The following is a 13,248-nucleotide window of genomic DNA, read 5'->3' on the forward strand; positions in this document are numbered from 1 at the left end:
TACCAGGCCCTGATCAAAACAGTGCACGGTAAGCGGAATTGGCCTTCACGTGCTCTTCAGTAAAAGATCGCACACGAGACACAGAACCCGAAAGCGGTAATGCCCCAAAACCATTGACGAGAAGAGCGCTTGATCAAATTATCGGGTGATTGATCGTGAAGGAATTCACTAACGCAGCTGTGACTGTACAAAAAGAAGGGCCCTGCACAGAGGCAGGGCCCTTGGAAACCTCACGAGCCGTACGGGAAGAGAGAGGGGCGTACGAGGCCCCTCAGGCCGGGAGCGCGGCGGGCGGCGTGGTCGGCCAGCACATCCTGATCAGCCCGCCGTCCTCCCCGGCGGAGACCTCGACGTCGTCGACCAGGCCGCTGATGACCGCGAGGCCCATCTGGTCCTCCTCGGCCTCGGCCTCGTCGGCGGCACCGATGGCCCCCGGCGCCTTGTGACCGGGCGCCACGTGCGGAGCCTCGTCGCCGACCTCGATGGAGAACTGTTTCTCCTCTTCGGTCAGCAGCACCCGTACCGGCGCCGAGATGCCATTGCTCTGATGCAGTCCGACGGCCCGGGTGCAGGCTTCGCCGACGGCGAGCCTGACCTCGTCGAGTACGGCCTCCTCCACTCCGGCCCTGCGCGCCACCGCTGCCGCCACCAGTCGGGCGGTCCTGACGTGCTCGGGCAGCGCGCTGAAGCGGAGTTCAACGGTGGCCATGCATCCCCCTTGGAACTCGGGCGTGCGATCAGGGGGCCGGGCCGCACGGCCCGGTCCCCCGCTCTTACTTCAGCCGTCCGGGCGCCAGGGCCCGGAAGCGGGGTCAGTCGGTGGCCGCCACCGCTTCCTCGACCGAGGTGTGGATCGGGAACACCTTGGTGAGGCCGGTGATGCGGAAGATCTTGAGAATGCGCTCCTGGTTACACACCAGGCGCAGGGAGCCCTCATGGGCCCGCACACGCTTCAAGCCTCCGACCAGCACGCCGAGCCCGGTGGAGTCGAGGAAGTCCACGCCCTCCATGTCGACGACGAGGTGGAAATTCCCGTCGTTCACCAGCTCGACCAGCTGCTCGCGCAGCTTGGGCGCGGTATATACGTCGATTTCGCCACCGACCTCGACGACCGTACGATCGCCGACGGTACGGGTCGACAGGGACAGGTCCACGGATCCTCCAGCACCTTGCTATCGAGCGGTCGCCCCATGGGACACCTCGGCAGAGCCCCGGGACGGTTCGCCAGCCGCGATGGCATTCAATCACTTACCGGCAGGCGTGCACGACGCCTTGGCCCCATTGTCCGTCACGCCAGTGACACACTCGGTGCCAATGGCCAAGAATCACCGATCCGATCGATCCCCGGCAGACGCCGTGTCCCGCCTCGCGCCGGGCACGGTGCTGGACCGACTCGCCTCCGGACCGAGCCGGGTTTCGCGCATCACTCATACGGAGCACTTGCCCCCGCGAGAGGGCCGCCATGCCGTCTGGCCGGACCGGATCCGTGCGGAGGTCGTCGCCGCCGTGCGGGACGCGGGCATCGAGCATCCCTGGGCCCACCAGGCGCTCGCCGCCGAGCACGCCCTGGACGGCGATTCGGTGGTCGTCGCCACGGGCACCGCGTCGGGCAAGTCGCTCGCCTATCTCGTCCCGGTGCTGTCCTGTCTGCTGGACGGCGCCGAGGCCCCGAACGGACGGGGGGCGACCGCCCTGTACCTGGCGCCCACGAAGGCCCTTGCGGCCGATCAGTGCCGGTCGGTGAAGGAACTTTCACAGCCCCTGGGCAAGGCAGTCCGCCCCGCCGTGTACGACGGCGACACACCGCCCGAGGAACGCGAGTGGGTACGCCAGTACGCCAACTACGTCCTCACCAATCCCGACATGCTGCACCTCGGCATATTGCCCTCACATCCGCGCTGGTCCTCCTTCCTGCGTGCCCTGAAGTACGTGGTCATCGACGAGTGCCACACCTACCGAGGCGTCTTCGGCTCCCACGTCGCCCAGGTCCTGCGCCGCCTGCGCCGCCTGTGCGCCCGCTACGGCTCCTCTCCCGTCTTCCTCCTGGCCTCCGCGACCGCCGCCGAGCCCTCGGTTGCCGCCCGCCGCCTCACCGGGCTCCCGGTGGTCGAGGTGGCGGACGACGCCTCCCCGCGCGGCGAGCTGGTCTTCGCCCTGTGGGAGCCACCGCTGACCGAGCTCCACGGTGAGAAAGGTGCACCCGTTCGGCGTACGGCGACCGCCGAGACCGCCGATCTGCTGACCGATCTGACCGTGCAGGGCGTGCGCTCGGTCGCGTTCGTCCGCTCCCGCCGCGGCGCCGAGCTGATCTCGGTGATCGCCCAGGAGCGGCTCGCCGAGGTCGACCGCTCCCTTGCCCGGCGCGTGGCCGCGTACCGCGGCGGTTACCTTCCCGAGGAACGCCGCGCCCTCGAAGGCGCCCTCCACTCCGGAGAGCTCCTCGGCCTCGCCGCCACCACCGCCCTCGAACTCGGTGTCGACATCTCCGGCCTGGACGCCGTCCTCATCGCCGGCTACCCGGGCACACGGGCGTCGCTGTGGCAGCAGGCGGGCCGCGCCGGCCGCGCCGGACAGGGCGCCCTCGCGGTCCTGGTCGCCCGCGACGACCCACTGGACACGTTCCTCGTCCACCATCCCGAAGCCCTCTTCGACCAGCCGGTGGAGTCCACCGTCCTCGACCCGGACAATCCATACGTCCTCGCCCCCCATCTGTGCGCGGCGGCCGCCGAGTCGCCGCTCACGGAGGAGGACCTGGAGCTGTTCGGACCCGCGTGCGAGGAGCTGCTGCCGCAGCTGGAGGCTGCGAAACTGCTGCGCCGCCGGACCACGGCCTGGCACTGGACACGCCGGGAGCGGGCCGCCGACCTCGCGGACCTCCGCGGCCAGGGCGGGCGCCCGGTCCAGGTCGTCGAGGCCGGCACCGGGCGGCTGCTCGGCACGGTCGACGCGGGCGCGGCGCACACGACGGTGCACGAGGGCGCGGTCCATCTGCATCAGGGCCGTACGTATCTGGTGCGGTCACTCGACCTGGAGGACTCCGTCGCCCTGGTCGAGGAGGCCGATCCGCCGTATTCGACGGTCGCCCGCGACACGACCTCCCTCTCCGTCCTGGAGACGGATCTCGAGGTGCCCTGGGGCGAGGGCCGGCTCTGCTACGGCTCCGTCGAGGTCACCAACCAGGTCGTCTCCTTTCTGCGCCGACGTCTCATCACCGGTGAGGTGCTGGGCGAGACGAAACTCGACCTCCCTCCTCGTACGCTGCGCACACGCGCCGTGTGGTGGACGGTCACCGAGGAACAGCTGGACGAGGCCCGGATCAGCCCGGAGATCCTCGGCGGCTCCCTGCACGCCGCCGAACACGCCTCGATCGGCATGCTCCCGCTCTTCGCCACCTGCGACCGCTGGGACATCGGGGGTGTCTCCGTCCCGCTCCACCCGGACACCCTTCTGCCCACGGTCTTCGTGTACGACGGCCATCCGGGTGGCGCGGGCTTCGCGGAGCGGGCCTTCCGCACGGCCCACGCCTGGCTGGCCGCCACCCGCCAGGCCATCGCGTCCTGCGAGTGCGAGGCGGGCTGCCCTTCCTGCATCCAGTCCCCCAAGTGCGGCAACGGCAACGACCCACTGCACAAGAGGGGCGCCGTAAGACTCCTCACGGTGCTGCTGCGCGGGGCGCCGGCGGTTCCGGCGGACCGGCCCTCGCCCTCACCTCGGCAGTGAAGGGGCCCGAGACCGACGCCACCGTGACATCGGAGACCTCCCCGGCGACGACGCACCGTACGAGCCGGTCACCCTGGGCCACCACCACCCGGCCCGCCCTGGTGCAGGCCGCATCGCCTCCCTCCATCCAGTGGTCGGCGGCCGCCAGCGCGGCCAGGTCGGCCGCAGCAGCCGCACGGTGACGGGCCAGCACGGCCTCCCCTTGCGCCAGCAGCACGGTGAAGACGGCGCAAAGCGCTCCGATCAGACAGACGACCCAGACGGTCGCCGAACCGCGGTCCGAGCGGACACCCGCTGCTCGGGCCGCCCGGACGCCCTGCGCACGGCCGTTCAGCGCCGAGATCAGCCCAAGCGGGGAGCGGACACCGCCGGACCGGCGCACCCCCGCCGACCCAGGCTCCACGGGCGACCCACGCTGGGAGACCATCCGCCGCCCGTCCGTCACCACCCGCCCGTCCGTCACCACCCGCTGGTCCGTCATCACCCGCTGGTCCGCCTGACCACGCGGGTCCCTCGCCGGGCGGTGGTCCATCGGCTCGCGCCCGAACGCCACCGCCCGCCGGCCCACCCCACGCCCGCCCTTCACCGCCCGTGGGTCCACCGACCAACGCCAGTTTTCAGTCCCCCGCTCGCCCACCGGCCCACGCACGTCTATCACCCCCTCATCCACCGGCCCGTCCATGTCCGTCACCCCTCCCCCACTCATCCATGGCCCCGCTCACACCACTTCATCGGTTCGCAACCGCCCACCGGTTCACGTCGCCTCACCGATTCACCCCCACGGTGTCCTCCGCCATCGCCACGGCCTCGTGACGCAGTTGGAGAGACAGCGCACCCGGGCCCGGTGGGTGGGCGACCACCACCACGCGCACCAGGTCGCCCTGTCGGCTCACCGTGACCTTCGCTCCGTCCGGCGCGGCCTGCCGGGCCACTCTGCGGACCACACCGGCCGGCTCCTGCCGTGCCGCGGCCCGGGCCCCCGCCCGGGCCGCGTCCACGCACTGGATCTGCGCGGACGCGGCCAGCAGAGCCCATAGGAGGGCCGCCGCGAAGAGGACCAGGGCGGGCAGCGCGACCGCGGCCTCCGCCGTCACAAACCCTCGGTCCCGACCGCGATCCCGTCCCCGGCGCGTCGAGGAGCCGTCACATCCGGACACCGAGGGCCCGCTTCACGATGTCCTGCAGTTCCGCGCTGACCTGCCCGCTCGTCAGCACCTTGTAGAGAACCGCCGCGAAGGCCACCGCGGCGATGATCCCCACCGCGTACTCGGACGTGACCATGCCCGAATCCCGCTGCACCGCCGACCGCACTCGGCGCACCAGCGCCCGCGTCCGAGCCCGTACTTCTGCCGCCTTGTTCATACCAACCCCCGTCAGTGGACGTTCCATTGCTGTGCCGTTGATCTGTTCGAATCGTTCGATCGCCGTTCGTCACATGTCCTCCGCCGTCAGTGGCCACCTCCTCCCAGAAGCCCGCCCGCGAGCCCGATCACCACGGGCAGCACCCCGACCGCGATGAACGCCGGCAGGAAGCACAGCCCCACCGGGGCGGTGACCATGACCCCCGCGCGGCGCGCACGCGCCGTCGCCGTACGGCCCCACTCGGCGCGGGCCTCCGCCGCAAGGCGACCGACCGACGCGGCCGCCGGTACACCGGAATCACCCGCACGTTCGAGGAGACGTGCCAGTGCCCCGGCGCCGGGCAGGGACGCGAGCCGCCGCCAGGCCTCGGCCGGTTCGCCACCGAGCCGCACCTCGGCCGCGCCCCGCGCCAGTCGCTCCCCGACCGGCCCCCGCAGCGCCTCGCCCACCGCCCGGGCGGCCGACACGGGGCTCGCGCCGGCCGCGATGCACGCGGCCAGCAGGTCGGCTGCCAGCGGCAGTTGGCGGGCGGCCACGGCGGCGTCGTACTCCTGCGCGAGGTGGGCTCGCTCCTGCCGTGCACGCCACCGCGCCACGCCGACTCCGACGGCCAGCCCGACCACCGCCCCACCCCACCCGCCGATCAGCACCCAACCGGCCCACGACGCCGCCAGGCCCGGCAGCCACCGCTGTGGGACGCTCCGCGGCAGTCGCAGTCCGGCGCGCCGCCCGGCAGCCGGCGTCTCGCCAAGCCACCGCACTCCGCCCGGCCTCCGACTCCGCCACCGCACTCCGCCCTGCGCCTCACCTCCCCACCGCGACCCGCGCCACCACCGCATCCCGTGCGGTGGCGCGCCCCGCAGCTCGGTCCGTGCACCGCCCGCCCCGACCCTTGACTCCACCGGCTCCTGGGGCGCGCCGCCGGACAGCAGCGCCGCCAGCCGCCACCGCACCCTCCGCTCGCGCCGTGCGACGGCGAGGATCCACGCCGACCACCACAGCGCCGGAATCCCGCACAAGACCCACAGCCTGTGGACAACCCCGGCGCTCATGCCGCCTCCGCCCCTCGCACGATCCGCAGGACCCACCACAGCCCCGCGCCCTCCAGCACGCCACCGGTCGCGAGGCAGGCCAGTCCGGCGCCCGTATGCAGCAGCACATGCAGCGGGTGGGCGCCGAGGGCGGTGCCCAAGAGCAGGCCGAGGACGGGCAGCCCCGCGAGCAGGACCGCCGTCGACCGGGCGCCCGCCAACTGGGCGCTCAGATCCGCTCGTTGGTCGCGCTCGGCGCGCAGGGCCGCCTCCAGCCGGTCGAGTCCGGCGGCCAGCCCCGCACCCCGGTCCACGGCCACCCGCCAGCAGGCCGCGAGCCCCGACAGGCCATCTGCCCCCGGCTGCCGTGCAGCGATCGCGAGCGCGCCCGGCACGTCCCCGCCGAACCGTGCCGCCGCCAGCACCGCCGCCTGGGCTTCGCCGAGTCCGTCGGAGTCGTGGGCGGCCCGCAGCAGCGCCTCCCCCGGCTGCCGTCCCGCGCGCACCTCCCCGGCGAGCGACGCGCACAGCGCGATCACCGCCTCACCGCGCCTCTCCCGTGCCTGCCGTGCCTCCCGCGCCAGCCGCACCCTGCGCAGCACGGGTACTCCCACGGACCCCATCAGGAGAGGCAGCAAGGACGCGCCGAGCACCGCGACGAGCACGCCCACGGCGAGCGACCACCATTCGGCCGTCAGCCGCCGCATCCGCCCGAGGATCCGTCCCCAGGGCGGCGGGCCGGCCCCAGCGGTCGCGCCGCGGCCCGCGAACAGCACCCGGGCGCGGTGCGGCCCCGTATGCGAGCCGCTCATCATCCAAGCCGCCGCGCCCGCGCACACCAACCCCGCAGCGACCGACATCTGACCGATCCCCGTCACAGCCATGCCCTCCCATCACCCTTCCGCCGCTTCCGGCGCCCGCCTGCATCGCTTCCGCGGCTTCCCTCGCCCGCCCGCGTCACTTCCGTTGCCTCCGCACTCGCTTGCGGCACCATCCGCGCTCGCTTCCGGCACCTCAGTACTCACTCGGATCGTCACGTGGGCGGTCACTCGGATCTCCTCCGCCGCTTCCGTTCCTCAGCAGCTCCCGCAGCCGCTCCCAGCCCCGCTCGCGCACGAACGCCTCCGTCCCCCAACGCAACGCCGGCACCGTCACCACCAGCCCCGACGCGTCCCGTTCCAGCACATGCACCTCGGCGATCCGGCGCCGCCCCGCCCGGTCGCGCACAAGGTGGAGAATCACCGACAGCGCGGCCGCCAGCTGGCTGTGCAGCGCGGCCCGGTCCAGGCCCGCGGCCGTGCCGAGCGCCTCGAGCCGGGCCGGCACCTGCGCGGCCGCGTTCGCGTGGAGGGTCCCGCAGCCGCCCTCGTGTCCGGTGTTCAGCGCGGCCAGCAGGGACACCACCTCCGGACCGCGCACCTCTCCGACCACGAGCCGGTCGGGTCTCATCCGCAGCGCCTGGCGCACCAGGTCCTGGAGCTCGACGAGGCCCACCCCCTCCTGGTTCGGGGGCCGTCCCTCCAGGCGCACCACATGCGGGTGGTCGGGGCGCAGCTCCGCCGAGTCCTCGGCCAGCACGATGCGCTCCGTCGGTCCCACCACGCCCAGCAGGGCGCTCAGCAGCGTGGTCTTGCCCGTTCCGGTGCCTCCGCTGATCACATAGGAGAGCCGGGCGGCGATCAGCGCCCTCAGCACACGGTCCCCGCCCGGGGGCACCGTCCCGGCCGCCACCAGTTCGTCCAGGGTGAACGCCCGCGGCCGTACGACGCGCAGGGACAGACAGGTGGAGCCGACCGCGACCGGCGGCAGCACCGCGTGCAGACGGGTACCGTCCGGAAGCCGGGCGTCGACCCATGGTCTGGCGTCGTCGAGCCGCCGCCCCGCCACGGCGGCCAGCCGCTGGGCGAGGCGTCGTACGGCCGCCGCGTCGGGAAAGGACACCCCCGTCAGCTCGAGTCCGCCGCCCCGGTCCACCCACACCCGGTCGGGTGCCGACACCAGGACGTCGGTCACGGACGGGTCGGCGAGCAGCGGCTCCAGGGGGCCGCTGCCGACCAGCTCGGAGCGCAGCTGCCGGGCCGCACCCAGCACTTCCGCGTCTCCGAGCACCCGTCCCTGCTCGCGCAAGGCCTGCGCCACGCGCGCGGGAGTCGGCTCCGCTCCGCTCTCCACCAGCCACTGCCGCACTCCGTCCAGCAGCCGTGCGCGTTCACTGCTTCCGGCCACGCGCTCGGGCTCCGCGCCCGTGCGCGGACCGGCCCCCGTGCCGCGGTCCGTCCACACCGCGGTGTCCCAGCCCGTGCTCAATGTCGGTCACCCGCCTCGGCCAGCGCTCGCTCCCAGAACGCCGCGCAGAACCGGGCGAGCGGCCCCCTCGCCGCTGCTCCCGGCGGTACGGAACCGTCCCTCGGCGGCGGCTCGTGCGGCACTTCGCCGAGCAGCGGCAGTCCCAGCAGCCGCGCCACCTCCCGGTCGTCGAGTCCCGGCGCGTACGGTCCCCGTACCGCGATCCTCAGGTCGCCCAGGACCATGCCGACGGCCGACGCCACCCGCCGCGCGGCCGCGATCGCTCGTAATTCGGCTGGAATCACCAGCACCCCGACGTCCACCTGGGCGAGGATTTCGGCGGCCCCCTCGTCGACGCGGCGCGGAAGGTCGACGACGACCGTGCCGCCTCGCCGCCGGCCGGCGGCGAGGACCGCCCTGACCGCCTGGGGCGGGACGGACACGGTGTCGCCGCGGTCCCAGCTAAGCACCCGTAGGGCGTGCAGTTCGGGCAGCGACTCCTCCAGGGCGCCACCGCCGACGCGTCCGCGGGAGGCGGCGAACGCCGGCCAGCGCAGCCCCGCCGTGGTCTCCCCACCGAGGAGTACATCGAGTCCGCCGCCCAGCGGATCCGCGTCCACGAGCAGCGTGCGCCTGCCCTCACGTGCCGAGGTGACGGCCAGGGCGCAGGCGAGCGTGGACGCACCGGACCCGCCGCGGCCGCCGATCACGCCGACCGTGAGCGCCGGGCGGCCGACCCCTTCGGCCACGTCGGCGATACGGTCGACGAGCCATTGCTCACCGTCGGGCAGCATCAGGACGTGGTCGGCGCCGATCTCCACAGCGCGCCGCCAGACCCCGGAATCGTCCTGATCCCGCCCAACCAGCACCACGCCGCGCCTGCGCGCGGCCCCGCGCAGGCGGCGCACGGCGTCGTCGCCGACGATGACGAGCGGTGCCGTCTCCCAGCCGCCCCGGCGCGCCGGAAGGCCCGGATGGACCTCCGGTCTGGCGCCCGCGGCCGCGCACAGCCGCAGCAGGTCGTCGAGGAGCTCGGCGTCCTCGGTGATGATCAGCGGTCCGCTCCGCCGCTCCTCGGCGGTGTCCGGCCCGTCGTGTGTGATGGCTCCCGCCACGATCTCCAGCCCCCTTCGCTGCTGCGTCCGCCCGGTCCGCGGGGTCACTGGAGCCCCGCGCTTCCCGCTCGTGTGAAGAACCGGCAACCGGCTTACATATGAACGGCCGATACGAACCGGCCATACACGCCAGACAAACCCGGACGGGCCATGAACTCGCCGCCGGTGCGACGCGTTGGAATCACGGTGCAGCGATCCCGGAAATCATGTGGATCTTGGCCCATAACTGTGGACAACTCAGTGATTGTGAATATCGCGTTCACTCCCGCCGGGATGGGCGGGGAGCTTCCACAGAGCAGCACGGCGACCACGGACAGTGACAGACTGGGGTGCGCCGAGGCCGGGACCACGAGAGGAAACAGCGGCTCGGGGGGCGCGCCGCACAGAGCCAGAAACCCACCCGGACATGCGACGACCCCCGCCGGGGGGGAGAGCGGGGGTCGTCCCCACGGCCGACTCGGGGGGGGAGGAGTCGGACCGGGTTAGCACGGTCGCGAACGATCCGTGACTTCCATGGTGTACCCGAGAGCCCTCTCAGGCAAACCCACGCGCCACACCTTACGCCGAATGGTGGGCGCATATGCTCACCCCCGTGGAAAACCACTCCTTGGCCCGCACGGCGGCCTTCTTTGATCTGGACAAGACGGTCATTGCGAAGTCGAGCACGCTCACCTTCGGCAAGTCCTTCTACCAAGGCGGCCTGATCAACCGCCGGGCCGCCTTGCGTACCGCATACACCCAGTTCGTGTTCCTGGCGGGCGGCGCCGACCACGACCAGATGGAGCGGATGCGCGAGTATCTGTCCGCACTGTGCCGTGGCTGGAACGTCCAGCAGGTCAAGGAGATCGTCGCCGAGACGCTCCACGAACTCATCGACCCGATCATCTACGACGAGGCGGCCTCCCTGATCGAGGAGCACCACACCGCCGGCCGCGACGTGGTGATCGTGTCCACCTCGGGCGCCGAGGTGGTCGAGCCGATCGGCGAGCTGCTCGGCGCGGACCGCGTGGTGGCCACCCGGATGGTCGTGGGGGACGACGGCTGCTTCACAGGCGAGGTGGAGTACTACGCCTACGGGCCGACGAAGGCAGAGGCGATCAAGGAGCTCGCCCAGTCCGAGGGATACGACCTCGCGCGCTGTTACGCCTACAGCGACTCCGCGACCGATCTGCCGATGCTGGAGTCCGTCGGCCACCCGCACGCCGTCAACCCGGACCGGGCCCTTCGGCGCGAGGCACTCGCGCGCGGATGGCCGATCCTGGACTTCCACCACCCGGTCCGGCTGAAGCAGCGGCTGGCCGTGCCGCCACGGCCGGCCCTGCTCGCGATGGCGGCGATAGGCGCGGCCGCGGCCACCGCGGGACTCGTCTGGTACACGAGCAGACGCCGCCCACCGGCCGTATGACGGCCCGGTACGCGCGCGGGGCGCACATGAGCGCCCGATTCGCACCTCTTTGCGCATAAAAGTAAAGAACTGCGCGAAGGGGGTTCCGCTCATCCCGGCCCAGGAGTACAAAGGGTTTAGCGGCCCGCGAGACCAAAGGAACACCCGAAGGGATTGCCTTTAAACACGCAATTGGCCCACGGACCCAGCATGAACGCCGAGCACCCACGCGACGTCGACCCGTCGATTACGGGCCAGCCGCACCAGGCGCGGGCAACAGTTCCCCGCCTGATGGGCACATATCGAGGACGCTTGGTAACCCGGTGAGCATGCCAGCGGCGGTACGAGCCCTCGTACCGCCGCAACCACGTGAAAGGCCCTCGGGGGAGGGCCTTTTCTCCTGCCTGGGGTCTCCTGCCTGGGGGACGCCGGCTACGCCGCCCCGCGCTGCAGCGCCTCGCAGACCGCGGTCGACTCGCGAACCCCCAGCTCGACCGCCTTTCCGCAGTGCGCGATCCATGCCGCCATGCCCTCGGGGGTGCCGGACGCATAGCCGTCGAGCGCGGCGGCATAGGCCGCGCGGCCCAGCTCCGCGTGGCCGACCTCGGCGGAACAGACCGCCTTCGGGTCGAGACCGCTGCCCACGAGGACGATGCGCTGAGCCGCACGCGCGACCAGGCCGTTGTGGGAGCCGAAGGGCCGCAGGGCGAGCAGCTCTCCGTGGACGACGGCAGCGGTCACCAGGGCGGGGGCCGTACCACCCGCGATGATCAGCTGGGAGAGCCCCTCCAGGCGGCCGGAGACCTCCGCTGCATCCGGCAGCGGCAGCTCCACCAGCGGCTCGTCGACCGGCTCCCCCTCCTGCCGAGGGCGCCCCACGCGGGGATCGGACTCCGCGGCGGCCACCAGATGCAGCCGCGCCAGCACCCGCAGGGGCGACTGCCGCCAGATGGACAGCAGCTGCCCCGCCTCGGCGGTCAGCCTGAGGGCGGCACCGACCGTCCGGGCCCCGTCGTCACCGCTGAAGTCGGTGCGCCGGCGCACCTCCTCCAGAGCCCAGTCGGCCCCGGACAGCGCCGCCGAGCCGCGTGCGCCGCGCAGCGCCGCCTCCGAGGTGATCTCGTTACTGCGGCGCCGCATGATCCGGTGCCCGTAGACCCTGTCCACGGCCTTGCGCACGGAATCCACGGACTCGGCCACGCCGGGCAGCCCCGCCAGCACGGCGAGCGGGTCGGCGGTCGCACCTGTCGTACTCATGAGTACGACATTACGCACCCGCGCGCCCCCTCCCTCGAAGGAGTGGCCTTCTTCACGTCGCTTGCAACGCACAGCCACCATGCGACTACGGTTGGTGAACATGAAAATTGCTTTCGTCGGGAAGGGCGGCAGCGGCAAGACGACCCTGTCGTCCCTGTTCATTCGTCATCTCGCGGCCACCGGAGCGCCCGTCGTCGCAATCGACGCGGACATCAACCAGCACCTCGCGACCGCCCTGGGACTGAGCGAGGACGAGGCCGCGGCGCTGCCGGCCATGGGGGAACGGCTGAGACTGATCAAGGACTACCTCCGGGGCTCCAACCCCCGGATCGCCTCCGCCGAGACGATGATCAAGACGACGCCGCCCGGCGAGGGCTCACGGCTGCTGCGGGTACGGGAGAACAACCCGGTCTACGACGCCTGCGCGCGCCCGGTGGAACTCGACGGCGACGTCGTCCGTTTGATGGTCACCGGCTCCTTCACGGACGCCGACCTGGGGGTCGCCTGCTACCACTCCAAGACGGGAGCGGTGGAGCTCTGCCTGAACCACCTGGTGGACGGCCGCGACGAGTACGTGGTGGTCGACATGACGGCCGGCTCGGATTCCTTCGCCTCCGGCATGTTCACCCGGTTCGACATCACGTTCCTCGTCGCCGAGCCGACCCGGAAGGGGGTCTCCGTCTATCGCCAGTACAAGGAGTACGCCCGGGACTTCGGGATCGTCCTGAAGGTCGTCGGCAACAAGGTGCAGGGTCAGGACGACATCGACTTCCTCCGCGCCGAGGTCGGTGACGACCTGCTCGTGACGGTCGGGCACTCCGACTGGGTGCGCTCCATGGAGAAGGGCCGCCCGCCACGGTTCGAGTTCCTGGAGGACGCGAACCGGCGCTCCCTGCGCGTCCTTCAGGTCGCCGCCGACACCACGTACGACCTACGGGACTGGGAGCGGTACATGCGCCAGATGGTGCACTTCCACCTGAGGAACGCCACCAGTTGGGGCAACGAACGCACCGGGGCCGACCTGGCCGCACAGATCGACCCAGGGTTCGTCCTCAGGGAGGGTCTGGTGGCCGCCGTGTAAGACGACGGCCGC

At 72.1% G+C, this 13,248-nt stretch carries 13 protein-coding genes; 3 read left to right on the forward strand and 10 right to left on the reverse strand.

The features are described 5' to 3' along the window. Positions 1-271 precede the first annotated feature (271 nt). Together LZ604_RS02585 and bldG are read right to left on the reverse strand one after the other, a co-directional pair. Positions 272-709: an ATP-binding protein gene (locus LZ604_RS02585; RefSeq protein ID WP_234512147.1), complete on the reverse strand. Its 438-nt coding sequence runs from the start codon at positions 707-709 to the stop codon at positions 272-274. 103 nt (positions 710-812) lie between these two features. Further along, the gene (bldG, locus tag LZ604_RS02590; protein WP_010986038.1) at positions 813-1,154 is read right to left on the reverse strand and encodes an anti-sigma factor antagonist BldG; all 342 of its coding nucleotides are present in this window, start codon (positions 1,152-1,154) and stop codon (positions 813-815) included. A 79-nt stretch (positions 1,155-1,233) separates the two neighbouring features. Between bldG and sftH the strand changes: the two genes are divergently transcribed. Beyond that, positions 1,234-3,720 carry a DEAD/DEAH box helicase gene (gene sftH, locus LZ604_RS02595; RefSeq protein WP_234512149.1) on the forward strand — a complete coding sequence of 829 codons (2,487 nt, stop codon included), beginning with the start codon at positions 1,234-1,236 and terminating at the stop codon, positions 3,718-3,720. Here the strand turns inward: sftH and LZ604_RS02600 are convergent. From LZ604_RS02600 to ssd, 7 genes are all read right to left on the reverse strand, one after another. Continuing rightward, positions 3,653-4,147, reverse strand: a complete 495-nt coding sequence (locus LZ604_RS02600) for an Rv3654c family TadE-like protein (protein ID WP_372482084.1) — start codon at positions 4,145-4,147, stop codon at positions 3,653-3,655. The genes sftH and LZ604_RS02600 overlap by 68 nt on opposite strands. Positions 4,148-4,484: 337 nt before the next feature. Then, complete coding sequence (locus LZ604_RS02605) at positions 4,485-4,814, reverse strand: TadE family type IV pilus minor pilin (protein ID WP_372482078.1); 330 nt, start codon at positions 4,812-4,814, stop codon at positions 4,485-4,487. A 49-nt stretch (positions 4,815-4,863) separates the two neighbouring features. Then, positions 4,864-5,082 (reverse strand): DUF4244 domain-containing protein, encoded by a 219-nt coding sequence (locus LZ604_RS02610; RefSeq protein WP_234512153.1) that lies wholly within the window; start codon positions 5,080-5,082, stop codon positions 4,864-4,866. 86 nt (positions 5,083-5,168) lie between these two features. Continuing rightward, a complete protein-coding gene (locus LZ604_RS02615) occupies positions 5,169-5,921 on the reverse strand; it encodes a type II secretion system F family protein (RefSeq protein WP_425577887.1) in 753 nt (250 codons plus the stop codon). A 209-nt stretch (positions 5,922-6,130) separates the two neighbouring features. Next, positions 6,131-6,997 (reverse strand): type II secretion system F family protein, encoded by an 867-nt coding sequence (locus LZ604_RS02620; RefSeq protein ID WP_234512157.1) that lies wholly within the window; start codon positions 6,995-6,997, stop codon positions 6,131-6,133. A gap of 130 nt (positions 6,998-7,127) precedes the next feature. Further along, entirely contained in the window at positions 7,128-8,339 is a 1,212-nt protein-coding gene (locus tag LZ604_RS02625) for a TadA family conjugal transfer-associated ATPase (RefSeq protein WP_234512621.1), read from the reverse strand. 77 nt (positions 8,340-8,416) lie between these two features. Continuing rightward, positions 8,417-9,514 (reverse strand): septum site-determining protein Ssd, encoded by a 1,098-nt coding sequence (ssd, locus tag LZ604_RS02630; RefSeq protein WP_234512159.1) that lies wholly within the window; start codon positions 9,512-9,514, stop codon positions 8,417-8,419. A 580-nt stretch (positions 9,515-10,094) separates the two neighbouring features. On the opposite strand from ssd, the gene LZ604_RS02635 reads away from it, so the two are divergent. Then, entirely contained in the window at positions 10,095-10,919 is an 825-nt protein-coding gene (locus LZ604_RS02635; protein WP_234512161.1) for an HAD family hydrolase, read from the forward strand. Positions 10,920-11,330: 411 nt separating this feature from the next. Here LZ604_RS02635 and LZ604_RS02640 read toward each other — a convergent pair whose 3' ends face one another. Then, positions 11,331-12,155: a Fic family protein gene (locus LZ604_RS02640; protein WP_234512163.1), complete on the reverse strand. Its 825-nt coding sequence runs from the start codon at positions 12,153-12,155 to the stop codon at positions 11,331-11,333. 100 nt (positions 12,156-12,255) lie between these two features. Here LZ604_RS02640 and LZ604_RS02645 point away from each other — a divergent pair, with 100 nt between their 5' ends. Continuing rightward, positions 12,256-13,236, forward strand: a complete 981-nt coding sequence (locus LZ604_RS02645; RefSeq protein WP_234512165.1) for an ATP-binding protein — start codon at positions 12,256-12,258, stop codon at positions 13,234-13,236. Positions 13,237-13,248 lie beyond the last annotated feature (12 nt).

Origin of the sequence: Streptomyces glomeratus, from assembly GCF_021462825.1 — a bacterium.
Taxonomy (GTDB): domain Bacteria; phylum Actinomycetota; class Actinomycetes; order Streptomycetales; family Streptomycetaceae; genus Streptomyces; species Streptomyces glomeratus.

Bases quoted from the DNA above. Each gene is read 5' to 3' on its own strand.
- LZ604_RS02640 (WP_234512163.1), bottom strand. From the start codon at position 12,155: ATGAGTACGACAGGTGCGACCGCCGACCCGCTCGCCGTGCTGGCGGGG.
- LZ604_RS02600 (WP_372482084.1), bottom strand. From the start codon at position 4,147: ATGGTCTCCCAGCGTGGGTCGCCCGTGGAGCCTGGGTCGGCGGGGGTG.
- LZ604_RS02585 (WP_234512147.1), bottom strand. From the start codon at position 709: ATGGCCACCGTTGAACTCCGCTTCAGCGCGCTGCCCGAGCACGTCAGG.
- LZ604_RS02615 (WP_425577887.1), bottom strand. From the start codon at position 5,921: ATGCGGTGGTGGCGCGGGTCGCGGTGGGGAGGTGAGGCGCAGGGCGGA.
- LZ604_RS02645 (WP_234512165.1), top strand. From the start codon at position 12,256: ATGAAAATTGCTTTCGTCGGGAAGGGCGGCAGCGGCAAGACGACCCTG.
- LZ604_RS02610 (WP_234512153.1), bottom strand. From the start codon at position 5,082: ATGAACAAGGCGGCAGAAGTACGGGCTCGGACGCGGGCGCTGGTGCGC.
- LZ604_RS02635 (WP_234512161.1), top strand. From the start codon at position 10,095: ATGCTCACCCCCGTGGAAAACCACTCCTTGGCCCGCACGGCGGCCTTC.
- sftH (WP_234512149.1), top strand. From the start codon at position 1,234: ATGGCATTCAATCACTTACCGGCAGGCGTGCACGACGCCTTGGCCCCA.
- LZ604_RS02620 (WP_234512157.1), bottom strand. From the start codon at position 6,997: ATGGCTGTGACGGGGATCGGTCAGATGTCGGTCGCTGCGGGGTTGGTG.